Here is a 16,709-nt window from a genome sequence, read left to right as displayed (position 1 = left end):
TTTGTAAAGTCAGTTGCTGTCGGCTTAAGACCAATATAACTGACTTTATGAAAAACGCCCAAAGTCTGCTTGCCGTCAAAGATTTTATAATTCCGGAAGGCTTACCAGTTTTGTAGGTTATAATTTTTTATTTAACACAGTAATGTTTTATATCAGCATTTTGCAATAACAGTAAATAAGGCATTACTGCTATACGATATTTATGTCAACTCCAATATCTACAGGTCTTCCGGAATAAATCCATGAGGTGGAAATGGAATTCACTCCGGTTTTAGCGTATTCCTCAACATTTGCATCATTTATACCGCCGGTTGCAATCAAAAGTATGTTTGAATTGATGACTCTGAGCTTTTGTACTAATTCTCCAAGTTCCACAGGCGGAATTTTATCAAACTGTATGCCATCGGCACCTGCCCTGCAAAGCTTTATGGCATCTGCTTCGCATTCGGTTTCCACAATCACTTTCTTTTCGCAGGCCCTGGCTTTGACAGCCTCCATTCGGCTTAGGAGTCCATCAATCCCTCCCATGAAATTCAAGTGCTGTTTGAATATCAATATGGTCTCAGATAAGCCCAGCCTGTGAGGCAGTCCACCGCCTGCCACAACCGCCTTAACCGCAAGCTCCTTTGTTCCCGGAAACAGCTTCCGGGTAGTAACCAGCTCTGTTTTTGGACTGACAGCCTTTACCCTGTCCACAAGCTTTCTGGTTCTGGTCGCTATACCTGAATAATACTCAAGTATATTCATTGATACCTTCCAGGCCATATGCAGGCATTCCGCCCTGCCCCGGGCTTCAAGAAAGGTTTCCCCCGGGCTGACACAGGTTCCGGAAGGTGAAAACCCTACCGTTTCAGCTCCAAGCTTGTTAAATATTCTAATAACTTCTTCGCTTCCGCATATGATTGCGTGTTCCCTTGAAGTAAAACATATTCTTCCGTTTTGGTCTCCTATTTCCAGAACCAGAGAAGTTAAATCAATATAGGGCAGATCTTCCTTGATAAACCTGTCCAGAGTTTCATCCGCTGTGTAGAACAATTTCTTCCTCCTTCCTTAAATGTAAATATTATACATTTAAATCATACATCCTTTACACCCGTATGTCAAAAGCCAGTGACCCCATTCATCTGAATGACTGTGTTCGTGACAAACCGGGTCCGTGGATATCAAGCTGCCTTCAATAAACCCTTTGGCTGCATTTTCCACTTCTCCTTCCGCACCGGTATGACCTTTTTGCTACCGTTTTACATAATCTATTATTGAGGTACTTTGTTTCATTCCAAAGCTACACCTCCATACAAAGCCTTATGTCCTCCTCTACTGTCCCAATGCCTGCAATACCGAATATCCATATATGAAAAAGCTGAAATTTACAAGGTCCTAAACAGAGCAGCACCTGTTCCGCTCAGATACCTATAGGCACCAAAGTCCACAATCACAGTTACAGCAAGCCAGAGCAGTTGGAAAACAACAATATCCGAAGGCTTAAGCAGCACCAGCATGACAATGGGTAAAATTACGGACAGGAAGCCTGTGAAAATGGCAAGCATCACACTTGCGCTCTGCTTCACCGCCGCAGTCTGGGTAGTCCACTCCAGTTTGGGAAAATGAAGATTGATTATCAGCCCTGTCACGGCAATGAATATACTGTAGGCGCAGCCCAGTCCCACCGACAGCAGGTACTCCCACACAGACAGCCTGAAAACGGCAGCAAGCACCGTCACGCTTAACAGCAGCACAGGTACAGCCACAACAAGGTTCAGGCATATTTTCCCTTTAAAAATGTCTTGTGCCGTCAAGGGCAGTGTCCTGATTATCCAAAGCTTCCTGCCCTCCAATGAAATGGACGGGGCCGTTGTGCACGTGAGTGAAACACAAGCCGCCATTGTCAGTGTTACCAGGAAAGCCTCCGATATCTTAACGGGAAATACCGACAACATCTGGGGAAGCTTTTCCCTGTTAATGATAAACATGACTACCGCAAGCAGCATCATAACAGCTCCGAAGCCAGTATTTAAAACATATACATAGGATGAAAAGTAGTGACTGAGCTCTTTTTTAAGCAATGCCCGGGGAATGCTCTGCACCCGGAGTTCCGTCATCTTAAAATCCGAGGCTTTATATTTTTCCTGCATTTTTGTATTTGTTGCCTTAAAACTCCGTGAAAACAGCAGGACAAAAACCGCAAAAACTGCAATTGATATCCCGCAGAAGAGCAGCAGGGCTGTCAGGCTCAGCCCGGCAAGTGTACGGGTTATCAGTCCGAAGGGGTAATATACCATTTTTAAGCTTTCAATACTCTCTGCAATATCTTTGAGATTTGCAGCAGTCAGTGAATTTATGGATAACATGCCCAGCATAAACAGCAGCAGAAACAAAAACGAACCAACTATCATTATAAGATTTGTACGTTTTGATTTGCCGGACACCTTTCCAAGCCCCAAAGATATCAGAGAACCTATGGTTAACGGCAGCAGGCTTGACAATATCAGCAAGATAACCGCAAGAAAATAAAATATTGCTCCGGCTGAGGTTCTGATGCCATATACCATGAAATACGGAAAACCCAGGAGCACCGACAGGCCCATATTCGACACGGCAAGCATGAACAGCTTGGCTGCTAATATTGCTCTGACAGACAGGGGCAGCGACATGAGCAAATCAAAATCCTTAAATGTAAACAAATAGCCGGAGGCCTTATATATGGACATGAACAGGCAAACCAGCAGTGAAAGTGCCGTACCTGCAATTATAAGCACATCCATGGCTTTATACTTTTCCAGAAAATCAGATATAATCCAGGCATAGGCACTCATTTGTATAAAAACCATAACGGCCACGAAAAACATCAGCCCCACAAACAGTCCCGACTTGACTTTTTCCTTGCTTGTGGAACCTTTCAGCAATTTATTGATTCCCAGCGAGTTTATTAATTGGACTCTTATCAGCAACACAGTATTATTCATTTTCAATCAACTCCAAAAATAATTCTTCCAGAGAGCTGTCACCCTTGACTTCATCTGTCCTTCCGCAGGCTATAAGCTTTCCGTCCTTTATTATGCCTATTTTATTGCAAAGCTTTTCAGCCACCTCAAGTACATGTGTTGAAAAGAATATGGCGCCTCCATTGTCGCACAGTTCCCGCATAAACCCCTTTAATATGTGGGAGGCCTTTGGGTCAAGTCCTACAAAGGGTTCATCCAGAATAAGAAGCCTGGGCTTGTGGATGAAGGCGGATATGAGAGCAAGCTTCTGCTTCATGCCGTGAGAATATGCACCTATAATATCTCCAAGGCTTGAGGTGATTTCAAATGCCTGAGCATATTTTTTAATGGAATTTTCTCTTTCACTTTTTGAAATTCCGAATATATCCGAAATAAAATTAAGATACTGTATGCCGGTCAGGTTTTCATACAGGTCGGGATTATCCGGAATATATGCAATAAGCCTTTTACATTCCATATCCCGGGTTTTAATTGAATTCCCGTCAATATAAATCTCTCCCTCAGTAAATTCCAAAAGTCCGGCGGCACACTTTATGGTTGTTGTTTTACCCGCACCATTATGGCCTATGAAGCCGAATATATCTCCCGGAGCTACTTCAAAAGACAGATTATCCACCGCTTTTTTACCGTTCTTATATGTTTTCGACAGCTTATCTATTTTCAGCATTTTTTATTTCCTTTCTATCTTTTCTTATAACCGCAAAAAAATAAACAATCAGCGGCAGAGGAAAGCTGGATATGCCCCAGATACCCCAAAACCATGGAAATCTGCCCCTTCTCTGTGCATCCCTGAATATCCATATCCCCTGACAGAATACAAGCAGTACCACCAAAAACACCAGCCACACAGGCGGATTATTTAAGAAATCATGTAAGCTCATTCCTTTTCCCCCTTTTAATTAAAAGCAGAACAGCCGGTACTGTAACAAGCAAACCCTGAACTATGGCAAAAGCCAGGGCAGACAGTTGAAACAGGACTGCCAGAGAGGATATGACCGCCAGAGCCGTACAACTGAAAATTGCCATATGCTTGTTATTTTTTGCGGCAACGCTTGCCTGCCTGTCTGAAATAAAATTCATCAGAGACATTAAATCAGGAGTGGAGATATCCATAGCATCAATTTTCTCCGATATTTCCTTTAAACCGTCAGTAATTCTTTTTTCCTCGTCCATCGCCATCCAGCTCCTTTCCCATACTTTTCAATGCGTTTGAAATTCTCGACTTCACAGTTCCCAGGGGTATGTCCAGGGTTTTAGCTATAGCCTCATAGGAATAATCAAGATTATATTTTAAAATAACAGGTGCTTTCAGCTTTTGGGAAAGGTTGTTGACAGCCTTAATCAGATCTTCATTGTTAAAAAGCCTGTCGATTTCATTATCAAAACCCTCCGGTAAAGCAAGCGTACTGCAGTAGCTCTCAAACAGCTTTTTTCTTTTAAGTCCGGTAAGCCACAGGTTTCTGGCAATAGTTACAAGCCAGGTACTGAAGGCCGATTTCTCTCCATCATAAAGACATATCTTTTCCACAGCCTTTGCCATGGCCTCCTGAGTGATGTCCTGAGCCTCCTCCCTGCTAAAGGTTAATTTAAGGCAGTATTTGTATACCGTTTCATAGTTTTCCTTCAGCAGTTGTGCCATAGCATGCCTGTTCCCCTGCCTGGCACTGCGGATCAGGTATTGTATCCCATCCCCCAAACAAATTCACCCCCGTTTCATGCCCGTCTGTTTGTTATACTTATACTGTATTGATTTTGTTCACTTTTGCTAAGAAATATTTAAATAACACCTGAAAAGCCATCTTGAATGACCCTTACAATGCAAGGCCCTGTGAGCCCAATGAAAATTCATACTCTCTGACAATAAAAAAAGTGCATATTTCACAGGGCAGGCGACCATGCCGGCCCGGAAACATCCACTCTTAACCTCCCGGACTAGTCACTGGAGCCGGGAGAATACCTTTTTTATGGCAGCTCGTGTTTTTTCCATATCTGCTTCCGTATGAGAATAGGATATGAACAAAGCTTCAAACTGTGACGGTGCTATATAAATACCCTCCTCAAGCATCAGGGAAAAGTATTTTTTAAATCTGTTCAAATCTGATTTCAGGGCAGTGTCATAGTCAGCCACCCGTTGTCCGGTAAAAAATACACTCATAAGAGAGCCCAGCCTGTTTATGGTTATATCAATGCCACAGCTTGAAGCGGCCTGCTCATAAGCCTCCTGAAGCGATTGGCCAAGCTGGTCCAGACGGCGGTAAAAATCCTCCGTATTTTTTATGATGCTCAAGGTGCTTATTCCCGCCGCAACAGCAACCGGATTCCCGGACAGAGTACCTGCCTGATACACGGGGCCCAGGGGAGCAACCTTTTCCATTATTTCTCTTCTTCCTCCATATGCACCCACAGGCATTCCTCCGCCTATGATTTTCCCAAGCACCGTAAGATCGGGTTTGATGCCGAATAGCTCCTGGGCACCCCCATAGGCCATCCGGAAACCTGTTATCACTTCATCAAATATCAGAAGGGAGCCATAACGTCCGGTCAAGCTCCTCAGCTCCTTGAGAAAATCAGTTTCCGGCAGGACCAGTCCCATGTTTGCTGCCACCGGCTCAATTATAACAGCCGCAATGTTGTTTCCAGCGTTTTTGAATAGCTGCTCCAGGCCTTCAATATTATTATATTCTGCAACAATAGTATTTTTTGAATAATCCGCAGGAATTCCCGCACTGTCAGGTACACCTGCCGTTAATGCTCCTGACCCGGCCTTGACCAGCAAACCGTCGCTGTGACCGTGATAGCAGCCTTCAAACTTCACCACCAGATCACGCCCGGTATAGCCTCTGGCTGCCCGTATTGCACTCATTGCCGCCTCGGTGCCCGAGCTTACCAGCCTCAGCATCTCCATTGAAGGTATTGCATCGGATATAAGCTCCGCAAGCAGCAATTCATTTTCTGTAGGTGCTCCAAAGCTGGTTCCATTTTCCGCAGCAGCTTTTATTGCTCCGATGACCTGGGGATGGGCGTGTCCCAGAATCATGGGGCCCCAGGAGCACACGTAGTCAATGTACTCATTTCCGTCCAAATCAAATATTCTGGAACCTTTGCCCTTTTTAACAACGGGAGGTACAAGCCCCACGGAGCGGTATGCCCTTACAGGGCTGTTAACACCGCCCGGCATCAGCTTGCAGGATTTATCAAATACTTCCTTTGACTTAAAAAAATTATTCATTTGTCAATTGTCTCCTTATTTTAACCAGAGTGCCGCATCCTTTGCAAAGTAGCTGATGATTATCTGGGCACCTGCTCTTTTTATAGCGGTCAACGCCTCCAGAGCAGCACCCCTTTCGTCAATCCAGCCCTTTTGGGCTGCAGCTTTTATCATGCAGTATTCACCGCTTACATTATAGGCTGCCAGCGGGTAATCAAACCTTGTGGCTGCCTGGTGCAAAATGTCCAGGTATGCGAGTGCCGGTTTCACCATGATTATGTCCGCACCCTCAGCTATGTCCAGCTCAATTTCCCTCATGGCTTCCTTTCTTCCGTGATAATCCATCTGATAGGTTTTCCTGTCACCGAAGGCAGGAGTGGAGCCCGCAGCATCCCTGAAAGGTCCGTAGAAGGAGGAGGCATATTTTACACTGTAGGCCATTATTGCCCTGTCGGTAAAGGCCTGGCTGTCAAGAGCCTTTCTGATAACCCCAACCCTTCCGTCCATCATATCCGAAGGCGCGATTATATCCGCTCCTGCTTCTGCCAGGCTTACTGCAGCTCTTGCCAATATATCCAGGGTAAGATCATTATCAATTTTTTCATCCTTGATTATTCCGCAATGTCCATGGCTGGTATATTCACACAGGCACAAATCCGCTGAAAACAGCAGCTCTGGATACCTCTTTTTGGCTTCCCTGAGTGCCTTTTGAACTATTCCGTCACTTAAGAAGGCTCCTGTTCCTGTCTCGTCCTTTTCATCAGGAATTCCAAACAGTATTACACCAGGTATACCGGCTTTTTGTACATTTTCCAGTTCCCGAAGCAGCCTGTCCACTGAGTAATGCATTATACCCGGCATGGAGGGAATTTCCTTTTCAATACCGCTGCCTTCAACAACGAACATGGGATAAATAAAGTCATCAATGTTTAAGCTCGTCTCTCTTGCCAGCTTTCTTATACCCTCACTGGTTCTGAGTCTTCTTGGTCTTTTTGCCAGTTCCATTTTTACCTCCTGGTGAAAATAATTATTCCTGCTGCCTTATGAAAGCTCAATTATTTTATTGATTATTCCTTCAGAGTTATGGGTGGCTGAAATCTCAGCCTCCAAGCCTTCTTCTTCGGCGGCAGCGGCAGTAACAGGCCCTATGCATATGAAACGGCCCTTAAGCCTTTCAACCTTGTCTTTTCCCATTATGGAGATAAAGGCCTTTATGGAGGAAGGACTGGTAAAGGTAATATAGTCAGCCTTTTCTACTTCGGGAAGCAAAAACTCCAGCTTGTCCTTCAGATTGTTAACGCCCGTGGTATATGCTGATACCTGTTCAAAGTTCATTCCATTGGCCTTCAAGCCTTCTGCCAGTTCCGGCCGCGCCAGTTCGGAATTTACCAGCAGTACTTTATCCCTGCTGTTCAACTGTTTCAGCAGTCCTTCAAGCAATTGCCCGCCTGTGAAATCCCCGGGAATATAGTCGGAATATAAGCCATGGGAATTCAAGGTTTCCTCTGTTGCCGTACCCACAGCGGCCAGCTTCAGGTCCTTCAGGCTTCTTATATCCTTTTTCAGCTTCCGCAGTTGCTTGAAAAAAAACTCTGCACCGTTGCTGCTGGTAAAAACCAGCCAGCTATACCGGTCAATATTGTCAACAGCAAAATCCAGCGGTCCTGAATCCTGAAGTCCGGAGGTGTGAATTACCGGAAATTCAGTCACATGAGCACCAAGGCTTTCAAGACCTCTGACGAGTTTTTCAGACTGGTCTGCCGGTCTGGTTACCACTATTCTTTTACCGGAAAGAAGTTCCTTTCCATACCATGCCAGATTCCGTTCAGGAGCGGCCACCTGTCCTATAACTATTACCGCAGGTGATTTCACAGCTTCCCGGCTGCATATGTCATGAATATCCGAAAGTGTTCCAAATACAGTTCTCTGCTCCGGCCTGGTTCCGTTTTCTATGACAGCCGCAGGTGTTTGTGAGGGTTTACCGGCACTTATAAGACCTGTGGTTATCTCTTTGAGATTTTTAACCCCCATAAGAAAAATCAGTGTCCCCTCCTGCAGTGCCAAAGCTTTAAAATCACAGGAAATCAGGCTTTCACTATCCTTGTCGCCGTCGATTTCATTAACAGCATCGCCTTCACCAAAAGCCGCCTGATGTCCGGTTATGATATGAAGGGAAGAGGCATGCTCCCTGTGTGTTACAGGAATCCCCGCATATGCAGGTACTGCAATCGCCGAAGTAATCCCGGGAACAACCTCAAACTCAATCCCGTTTTGCTGCAGGCAGTGGCATTCCTCCCCGCCCCGGCCAAACAGAAACGGATCGCCCCCCTTGACCCTGGCTACGGTTTTTCCCTCCATTGCATATTTTAAAAGTATTTTGTTTATTTCCTTCTGAGGTACCCTGTGATGCCGGGGCTGCTTTCCCACATTTACAAATTCCGCACCCGGACCGGCAAAGCTCAGTACTTTGCTGTCTATAAGCCTGTCATATACTATGACTTCTGATTTTCTGATTGCTTCTGCCGCCTTTAAAGTCAGAAGCTTGTAATCACCGGGACCAACTCCTATTATATATACCTTGCCAGCCATATTTTCCTCCAAAACGGATAATTTAAACTGTAGTGCAATATTTAATCTGAATTGCACTTTGTCCTATCAAGCACCATATCAGCAAGCCTTTCTCCAAGTTGAGCCGCCTGCTGCTTGTCTCCTTCTGCAGCCGCCCTGATTATCCTGCTGCCGTCCCAAAGCATCCCCGTTATCTTCATGCTGTCTCCGCTGATTACGGCATGGGCGGCAATGGGTGTGGTGCAGCCGCCGTTAAGCCGGAGCATATACCTTCTCTCCGCCTCCAATGCAAGCCAGGAGTCGCCGCAGTTTATGGACTCAACCAGCGCTTGAAGCTCTCCGCCCTTCCTGACCTGGATGCCAAGAATCCCCTGTCCAATGGCGGGAATCATATCCTCCGCCCTGAAATAATGGGTACATCTCTCCGAAAGCCCCAGCCTTTTCATTCCTGCGGCTGCAAGAACTATGGCATCATATTCACCGGCGGCCAGTTTATCCAGCCTGGTAAGCACATTCCCTCTGAGCTGTTTAACCCTGATATCGGGCCTCAGGCTCATGAGCTGAACCTCCCGCCTTATACTGCTGGTCCCAACTACAGAACCCTGCGGCAGTGAATCCAGTCCTTTTCCGTTCATGGTTATCAAGGCATCCCTGGGATCTTCCCTTTCCGAAACTGCAGCTAAAATCAACTGCTCCGGCATAACGGCAGGCATATCCTTCATGCTGTGGACAGCCATATCCAACCTGCCTTCAATAAGTGCATTCTCGATTTCGTTTACAAAAAGTCCTTTTCCACCTATGAGGTCCAGCCTTGTATCCAATAAAACATCGCCCCTGGTTTTCATGCCCACAAGTTCAAATTCAAGTTGGGGGTATCTTCCGCTCAGGAGGCTCACAACCAGCCTGCTTTGAGCCAGCGCCAGCGCACTTTCCCTTGTTCCGACTCTTATGATATTTTTCATTTTCCAGCCAGCCTCCATCAACAGTAAGTTAAAAACAATTAAAAAGCTATGAACATATATAAATTAATTATTTTACTATTCCATCAAGCCATATTTATTATAATATACTTGAAGTATTGCTTTCAAAGCCTCCGGGGTAATATTCCCCCCGGAATAAAGGTCATCCAGAACAATATTCAACAGCTTTTCCTTCTCAGCCCCGGTCAAACCGCTGCTTCTGATTCTGCTTCTGTAACCTGCAAGCAATTCAACCATTTGTGAATATTCCTCGGTAAACAGTTCTTCTGCCATGACTCTCAGCCGTTTTGACAGGGCGGGATACGCCCCGGAGGTAGAAATCCCTATGGTCAAATCTCCCCTCTTTATAACCGACGGAAATATAAAAGTACATAATTCAGGAGCATCAACCACATTTACCGGAAGCTTTCTTTCAACAGCATCTCTGAAAACCATTTCATTTACTGACTTTGAAGAGGTTGCCGCAATCACCAGAAAAATACCCTCAAGCATTTTTGTGCTGTACCTGTCCTGTATATATTTTATGTTGCTCTCTTTTACAAGTTCTGAAACAGAAGGGCATATTTCGGGTGCAACAACAGTTATGCCGGCTTCAAACCTCAGCAGCAGTTCAATCTTTCTGGCCGCCACCTCACCGCCGCCAACTACCAGGCATTCCTTATCCTTCAGGTCCACATACATGGGAAACACTGCCATAACTCATTCCCTCCAATTAACTGCCGGTATTTTGCTGATTCCCTGATAGGAATACCTGTTTTCAAACCATCTTATAAACTCTTCCGTATGATTTTCAATCTGTTGAGCAATAAATTTATAATCAAAGGGAACCTGACCTTTTTTTACCCTTGCAAACTCCTTCAACTGGTCGATGTTAAAAAGCTCGGCGTTCTCAAGCCGGGCTATGGCTTCGTCAAAATCCCTGGGTACGGCCAGATCAATAAAAACATGTTTTTTATCCGGGTCTTTCATATTTGCTTCCAGCATATCCATAGTCAAAGTATAATGGGGGCTTGAGGTTGCACCTATCACAACATCGCTGCTATCGATATAAGCATACCGGTCATTATAATCTATGAGCCTTGTCCTGCCGTTATCAACGCTGTTTTTACCCATGGAGGCCTTGTCCCGGCTGGTCATGCTTATATTTTTCATACCCATTTCAGTAAGCCGGTTTACAACAGTTCCTGCTATCTCACCGGAGCCTATAATCAAAACAGACCTCTGTGCCATATCCTCAAAGAGCAGATCAATGAGCTGTCCGGCCTGTGCAGCAAAAGATGCTGCCTTTCCCAGCAGCAAATTTCTGGTTTTGATTTTTTTAGAGGACGTTACGGCAAGTCTTGAAAGCGTATTTAAAACAGCCCTGCTTGTACCGTGCTTCATGGATATTTCATATGCCCTTTTGAACTGCCCCAATATCTGATCTTCTCCAAGCAGCATTGAATCCATGCCTGAAGCAACCTTGATTATGTGGTGTATGGCGTTTATACCTTCATATACATAAAAATACTTCTTAATCTGATATATGTCCATTCCTTTCAGACGGCAAAAGTATTCTTCAATTTTTGACGTCTGAAGCAGCATATTCTCAGAATAGATATGCAATTCAGTCCGGTTGCAGGTGGAAAGCAGGGCACACTCGGATACACCCTCAGCTCTCTTGAGCTCGCACAGTATTTCACCGCATTCTTCCGTATTCACACTGAACTTTTCCCGTATTTCAATCGGAGTGGTTTTATAATTCAGTCCGATAACATATATTTTCATACAAATTCACCCTGTCATAAGTTGTTATAAAAAAGCATATAAAATAAAAGCCATTGATGATTAAAAGTATAAATACTCCTAATCACCAATAGAACAATTATAATACTAATTATAAATAAAATTAATGGCTTTCTTCATTTATTTAAAATAATAAATCTATTTTACTTCCAATTGCCGGGCCTTTTCCCTGGCCAGCTCAATTATCTTTCTAGCTGCCACAGCACCCTGTCCCACGGCAGTAGAAACCTGCTTAAAGCCTCCGGTACAGTCACCTGCTGCAAATAAGCCTTTAATGTTGGTTTTCTGATCCTGGTCTGCAACAATGGACGCACCCTCTGTCAATACTCCCAGCTTCCTTGCAAAATCCACACTGGATGCACTTTCGTTGGCTATAAAAAGTCCATCCAGTTTTTCAGAGGTTCCGTCAGCGAAATATATGCTTTCCAGGAAGTCCTTCCCCTCCAGTTTCTGAACAGGCTTCTCCACTATCCTGAACTTGCTGCGAAGCTTCTCATAGTCACCGCTGTATTCAAGTTCCTTACCGTTGGTATAAACCGTAATATCCTTGGTAAAGGGCTCAAGTTCTTCTGCTTCGTGAATTGCAAAAGCCTTGTTTCCCAGAACTCCCACCTTCAGGTTCCTGTAGAAGAAACCGTCGCAGGTTGTACAGTAGCTCACTCCGGCTCCTTCCAAAGCCTTCAGGCCCTCTATATGCAGCTTCTTTTGCGGCTGGCCTGTGGCAAGCAGCACCATTCTGCCGGTATAAACAGCCTCAGAGGTTATAACTTCAAAATCCTCTTTCTGATTTATTCCCAGCACTTCTTCACAAATAATCCCGGCGCCAAGCCTGCGGGCCTGAGCCTCCCCTGCCTCCAGCAGTTCCCTGCCGCTGACGGCATGGGAAAAACCGAAATAATTTTCAATTTTATGGGCCTTTAGAAGCTCGCTGCTGTCTTTTCCTATGACAAGTGTCTTTAAATTGGCCCGTGTAGTATACAGTGCTGCCGATAATCCTGCCGGCCCCTTCCCCACAATAATCACATCGTAAAGCATATACCCCTCCATCTCATTAAATTGCGTTTCCTGCTCAGTTCAGCTTATCCAGAGCCTGTTCAAAATCAGCTATTATATCTTCCAAATCCTCAATACCCACGCTGATTCTTATCAGGTCTTCATAGACACCCATTCTTTCCATTTCCACAGGAGAATTGGTGGCGTAAATAGTTGAGGCAGGATGTATGACCAGAGTTCTTACATCTCCGATATTTGACAGATTATATGCATATTTTAAATCGTTAATAAGCTTGAAGGCGTTTTCCCTGGAACCTACTCTTATGGTAAGGATGGCTCCAAATTTATCTCCGAATTGTGCGGCTGCCACCGGGTGGTACTCTGAGCTTTCCAGCCCCGGATAGTTCACCGCCTTGATCTTTGAATGAGTTTCCAGTACCTTTGCCAACTGCAGGGCATTGCTGCACAACCGGTCCAGTCTCAAGGCCATGGTTTCAAGACCAAGGCTGCTCAGGTATGCATTGAACGGCGACATGCAGGCTCCAAAATCCTTGAAGATGGTCTTTCTCAGTTTGGCAAGGTATGTAAAGTTCCCAAATTTCTTATAGGGCTTCAGAGACGGATATTTTTCAAAGTCCCATTTGAACCTGCCGCCATCTATAATTATTCCTCCGATGGAATTTCCGCTGCCGTTTATATACTTTGAAGTTGAGTGGATGACAATATCCGCTCCCAGGCTCAAAGGCTTTACCAGATAGGGAGTGGTTACGGTATTGTCCACTATCAGAGGAATACCGTGACTGTGTGCCAGTTCCGCCAGTTCTTTTATATCATATACATCCAGCTTGGGATTTCCGATGGTCTCAATGTAAATAGCCCTGGTTTTTTCATTGATATTTTCCCGAAAAGACCGGGCGGAATTGTCCCCTGCATATCTTGTAACAATCCCCAGGTCCTCCAGACAGCCAAACAGGGAATAGGTGCCTCCGAATATGCCGCTGCCGGAAACTATTTCCTCACCGCTTCTTACTATATTAAGGAGGGCAAGAGTGGCGGCGGACATTCCGGATGCGCAGGCCACGGCACCTGTGCCGCCTTCCAGGAAGGAAATCCTTCTTTCAAAGGCATCAATAGTGGGATTGCCGATTCTTGTGTATATAAAACCCGGCTCACGGCCATTAAAAACATTTTCCAGTTTTTCAGCGGTTTCCTGTTCAAAAGCGGACGACTGATAGATTGGAGTGGTGGTAGCTCCTGTTTTGCCGTCCGCACCAAACTCACCGTGCAAAAGTGCAGTATTAAATCTCATATATCCTCCATAGGACGGATGCTCAAAACCAAACGCTTTTATGCATCAGCCTTCCAGTCCGCCCTTTTCAACAAACACGGTAAAGGTTCCGTCTTCATTGTTAATCACGTTCAATACCTTGTGTCCTTCATCCTTAAAGCTTCTGGGAACATTTTGAATGGGTTCTCCCTCGTTCATTCTGACCTCAAGAATCTGCCCGTCCTCCAATTCTTCAATTGCCACCTTTGCCTTTACAAAAGTTATTGGACACACTACATCCGTTATATCAACAAAATCATCTGCTTTTATTTCCATGACAACCTCCAGCTCTACATTTTTACTTTTTACTGCAATACACCTGCCACTTCTTTTTCCAGCAGTTCCCAGCCGACCCTGTCAACGGTATTTCTGAAACGCTCACTGGCCTTGCCGTGAGTTTCATAGAATTTCAAGGTTGCATCCACTACCTTGAACAAATCCTCAGTGGAGAAAATTATGGGCAGTAGTTTTTTCCCTATTGCAATCCTGTTGCCGAACAGTCCTCCGAAGTATAAAACAAAGCCGCTCTTGCCCTCCCAGGCCTCTGTGGGGCAGGCTTTCACACAACGGCCGCAGTAGTTGCAGGCCTCCTCATTGAACAGGAGTTTTTTCCCGGATTTGTCAACGGTGATGGCTTTTTCACGGCATACCGCTTCACAAAGTCCGCAAAAGGTACACTTATTCTCCACCCAGTTTACTTTCTGTCCGCCTTTAACTCCCACATCATTTTCCTCCGCCTTCAGACAGTTGTTGCAGCAGGCGGTTATGCCAAACTTGAATTTGTGTGGCAGCTCCCTTCCGTGATAATGGCTGTCAAACTCATAGGCAAGCTTCGTTGAATCAATAACTCCGTTAGGACAGACCTCACTGCCCTGGCATGCGGTAATGGTTCTGACCCTGGGACCGCACACCCCCGGCTGAAGCTTTGCTTCTGCCAGCTCTTTTTTAACACTCTCCACATCTTCTAGCTTAATGAACGGAATTTCTATACTTTGCCTTGAAGTCATATGTACATAGCCATGCCCATATTTTTTTGCAATCTCGTGCACCTTCAAAAGCTGGTCGGCCTCAATCTGACCTCCGATAATTCCCAATCTCAGGGAAAAATTGTCCTTTTGCTTCTGGCGCATGAAGCCGCCCTTTTTTAACTCCTTGTAATCTACCTGTGCCATATTTATTTCCATGCCTCCCCTCTCGCACAAAACTCCATGAAAGTCACGGCATGGAATCGGTGCAACATTTTTATTTGCTTCAAAACTTCTTTCAACCTTGTCTTCTCTTTTTTATGAACAGGTCCTTTGCTGCAAGGCAAACTGCCGGAACTATTCACTTACTGTTATTAATTTTTCTTCAAAAATCTGATCACCTTTTATATTAAAGCTTTTAATAACTATGTTTTCCTCGTCCAGCAAGGAAATTATCATATAGCTGGCATTGGGATCAAAGGCCAATCTTTTATCCTCCTCCGAGGGACGGGCAGGTGATTCCGGATGGCTGTGGAAATTTCCAAGCATAAGCCAGCCGTTGCTTCTCATATCCTTTACTGCTCCGAACTGTTCACCCGGGTCCATTGAAAAATGCTCGGGACTGTTGTCCATATTGGTAAGCATATATACCTTTTTTACATATCTGGTCTCATTTTCAATAATGCCGCCCAAAAGGCCGCAGGACTCATTGGGATATGTCTTTTTTGAATGCTCAAGGATATCCCGGTATTGCTTTTCAGTAATTACAATCAATTATAGCACCTACTTTCTTTGAACGGAACATGACATGCAGCATGTTTTATGTTAAATTTATGATTGCTTTAGTTCGCAAACCGCCTGTTCATAATCTATCAAGGTTTTAATGGTTGGATTCTCTCCACATACCTGACAATTTTTATTATGGGGCAGTTTTATTTTTCTGAATTCCATTTTCAGTGAATCATAGGTCAAAAGCTGTCCGGTGAGCAGTTCTCCAACACCAAGTATGTATTTTATGGCTTCGGTGGCCTGTATGGTTCCGATGATTCCCCCCATTACCCCAAGTACGCCGGCCTGCTTGCAGGTTGGAACAGCATCGGGCGGCGGCGGATTCAAAAAGACACACCTGTAGCATGGGCCCTGCCCCGGAACATATGTCATGGTCTGCCCCTGGAATCTGATTATTCCTGCATGGGAGAAGGGTTTTTGAGTGAGAACGCACGCGTCATTTATTAAAAACTTGGCAGGAAAATTGTCTGTCCCGTCTATAATAAAATCATAGTCCTTATCCTTTATAATGTCACTGATATTTTCCGAGCTGACCCACTCCTTGTAGGTTGTCACCTCCACATCAGGGTTCATCTCATTGATGGTCTCCATGCCTGATATAACCTTGGGCTTTCCAACATCCCTGGTAAGATGTATGATCTGCCTTTGCAGGTTGGAAAGCTCAACCGCATCAAAGTCCACCAGCCCGATGTTTCCAACTCCTGCGGCAGCCAAAAACATGGCAGCCGGTGCGCCCAGTCCGCCGGTTCCGATTATGAGCACCTTGGAGTTCAGAAGCTTCTTTTGCCCCTTCACCCCTACTTCCTTTAGTATAATATGTCTTGAATACCTTTCAAGCTGTTCATTTGAAAAACTCACACTAACCTCCGTTCTGCTGCCATGCAGCCTCCGCCCATAAAGTAAAGGAATTCTACCACATCTCCGTCCTTTACCAGCAGGGTTTCAAAGTCGTCTCTGTTTACAAATTCATCATTGATTTGTACTGTAACGTAATCCTGCATTTCAACCTTTTGAAAGCTCAACAGCTCCTTTACGGTCAGTTCCTTTTCCAGAACCACTTCTTTTCCATTGGCTTGAATCTTCATGTTCATA

The 16,709-nt window shown here is 44.9% G+C and carries 18 protein-coding genes and 1 pseudogene; all 19 read right to left on the bottom strand.

The features are described 5' to 3' along the window. Positions 1-189: 189 nt before the first annotated feature. Positions 190-1,035, bottom strand: coding sequence for a ModD protein (modD, locus tag CLHUN_RS19135; RefSeq protein ID WP_080066244.1), 846 nt, complete (start codon positions 1,033-1,035; stop codon positions 190-192). A gap of 332 nt (positions 1,036-1,367) precedes the next feature. Beyond that, the gene (locus CLHUN_RS19130; RefSeq protein ID WP_080066243.1) at positions 1,368-2,963 is read right to left on the bottom strand and encodes a putative ABC transporter permease subunit; all 1,596 of its coding nucleotides are present in this window, start codon (positions 2,961-2,963) and stop codon (positions 1,368-1,370) included. Then, complete coding sequence (locus tag CLHUN_RS19125) at positions 2,956-3,669, bottom strand: ABC transporter ATP-binding protein (RefSeq protein WP_080066242.1); 714 nt, start codon at positions 3,667-3,669, stop codon at positions 2,956-2,958. The genes CLHUN_RS19130 and CLHUN_RS19125 overlap by 8 nt, the downstream gene beginning before the upstream one ends. Continuing rightward, entirely contained in the window at positions 3,653-3,883 is a 231-nt protein-coding gene (locus CLHUN_RS19120) for a hypothetical protein (protein ID WP_080066241.1), read from the bottom strand. The genes CLHUN_RS19125 and CLHUN_RS19120 overlap by 17 nt, the downstream gene beginning before the upstream one ends. Further along, a complete protein-coding gene (locus tag CLHUN_RS19115; RefSeq protein ID WP_080066240.1) occupies positions 3,870-4,175 on the bottom strand; it encodes a DUF5345 family protein in 306 nt (101 codons plus the stop codon). Before CLHUN_RS19115 ends, CLHUN_RS19120 begins: the two co-directional genes overlap by 14 nt. Beyond that, complete coding sequence (locus tag CLHUN_RS19110; RefSeq protein ID WP_080066239.1) at positions 4,150-4,698, bottom strand: sigma-70 family RNA polymerase sigma factor; 549 nt, start codon at positions 4,696-4,698, stop codon at positions 4,150-4,152. Before CLHUN_RS19110 ends, CLHUN_RS19115 begins: the two co-directional genes overlap by 26 nt. A gap of 240 nt (positions 4,699-4,938) precedes the next feature. Continuing rightward, on the bottom strand, positions 4,939-6,231 hold the full coding sequence (gene hemL, locus CLHUN_RS19105) for a glutamate-1-semialdehyde 2,1-aminomutase (RefSeq protein WP_080066237.1): 1,293 nt from the start codon (positions 6,229-6,231) through the stop codon (positions 4,939-4,941). A 15-nt stretch (positions 6,232-6,246) separates the two neighbouring features. Next, positions 6,247-7,215, bottom strand: a complete 969-nt coding sequence (gene hemB / locus CLHUN_RS19100) for a porphobilinogen synthase (protein WP_080066236.1) — start codon at positions 7,213-7,215, stop codon at positions 6,247-6,249. Positions 7,216-7,251: 36 nt separating this feature from the next. Next, on the bottom strand, positions 7,252-8,799 hold the full coding sequence (cobA, locus tag CLHUN_RS19095) for a uroporphyrinogen-III C-methyltransferase (protein ID WP_080066234.1): 1,548 nt from the start codon (positions 8,797-8,799) through the stop codon (positions 7,252-7,254). A gap of 41 nt (positions 8,800-8,840) precedes the next feature. Beyond that, entirely contained in the window at positions 8,841-9,740 is a 900-nt protein-coding gene (gene hemC / locus CLHUN_RS19090; RefSeq protein ID WP_080066231.1) for a hydroxymethylbilane synthase, read from the bottom strand. 75 nt (positions 9,741-9,815) lie between these two features. After that, positions 9,816-10,454: a precorrin-2 dehydrogenase/sirohydrochlorin ferrochelatase family protein gene (locus CLHUN_RS19085; protein ID WP_080066229.1), complete on the bottom strand. Its 639-nt coding sequence runs from the start codon at positions 10,452-10,454 to the stop codon at positions 9,816-9,818. A 3-nt stretch (positions 10,455-10,457) separates the two neighbouring features. Then, entirely contained in the window at positions 10,458-11,525 is a 1,068-nt protein-coding gene (gene hemA, locus CLHUN_RS19080; RefSeq protein WP_080066227.1) for a glutamyl-tRNA reductase, read from the bottom strand. Between the two features lie 156 nt (positions 11,526-11,681). Continuing rightward, a pseudogene (locus CLHUN_RS19075) lies at positions 11,682-12,596 on the bottom strand (NAD(P)/FAD-dependent oxidoreductase); the annotation flags it as partial. Between the two features lie 16 nt (positions 12,597-12,612). Further along, entirely contained in the window at positions 12,613-13,845 is a 1,233-nt protein-coding gene (locus tag CLHUN_RS19070; RefSeq protein ID WP_080066224.1) for an O-acetylhomoserine aminocarboxypropyltransferase/cysteine synthase family protein, read from the bottom strand. Positions 13,846-13,890: 45 nt separating this feature from the next. Further along, complete coding sequence (locus CLHUN_RS19065) at positions 13,891-14,139, bottom strand: sulfurtransferase TusA family protein (protein ID WP_080066223.1); 249 nt, start codon at positions 14,137-14,139, stop codon at positions 13,891-13,893. A gap of 29 nt (positions 14,140-14,168) precedes the next feature. Then, complete coding sequence (locus CLHUN_RS19060; protein WP_080066267.1) at positions 14,169-15,035, bottom strand: 4Fe-4S binding protein; 867 nt, start codon at positions 15,033-15,035, stop codon at positions 14,169-14,171. Positions 15,036-15,185: 150 nt separating this feature from the next. Continuing rightward, a complete protein-coding gene (locus tag CLHUN_RS19055; protein WP_080066222.1) occupies positions 15,186-15,602 on the bottom strand; it encodes a M67 family metallopeptidase in 417 nt (138 codons plus the stop codon). A gap of 57 nt (positions 15,603-15,659) precedes the next feature. Continuing rightward, positions 15,660-16,475 (bottom strand): HesA/MoeB/ThiF family protein, encoded by an 816-nt coding sequence (locus tag CLHUN_RS19050; protein ID WP_080066221.1) that lies wholly within the window; start codon positions 16,473-16,475, stop codon positions 15,660-15,662. Next, the gene (gene thiS / locus CLHUN_RS19045; RefSeq protein WP_080066220.1) at positions 16,472-16,702 is read right to left on the bottom strand and encodes a sulfur carrier protein ThiS; all 231 of its coding nucleotides are present in this window, start codon (positions 16,700-16,702) and stop codon (positions 16,472-16,474) included. Before thiS ends, CLHUN_RS19050 begins: the two co-directional genes overlap by 4 nt. Positions 16,703-16,709 lie beyond the last annotated feature (7 nt).

The organism is Ruminiclostridium hungatei (assembly GCF_002051585.1).
Lineage (GTDB): Bacteria > Bacillota > Clostridia > Acetivibrionales > DSM-1351 > Ruminiclostridium > Ruminiclostridium hungatei.
The sequence above is the reverse complement of the archived record's forward strand: the minus strand, read 5'-3'. Positions and strand labels throughout refer to the sequence as shown.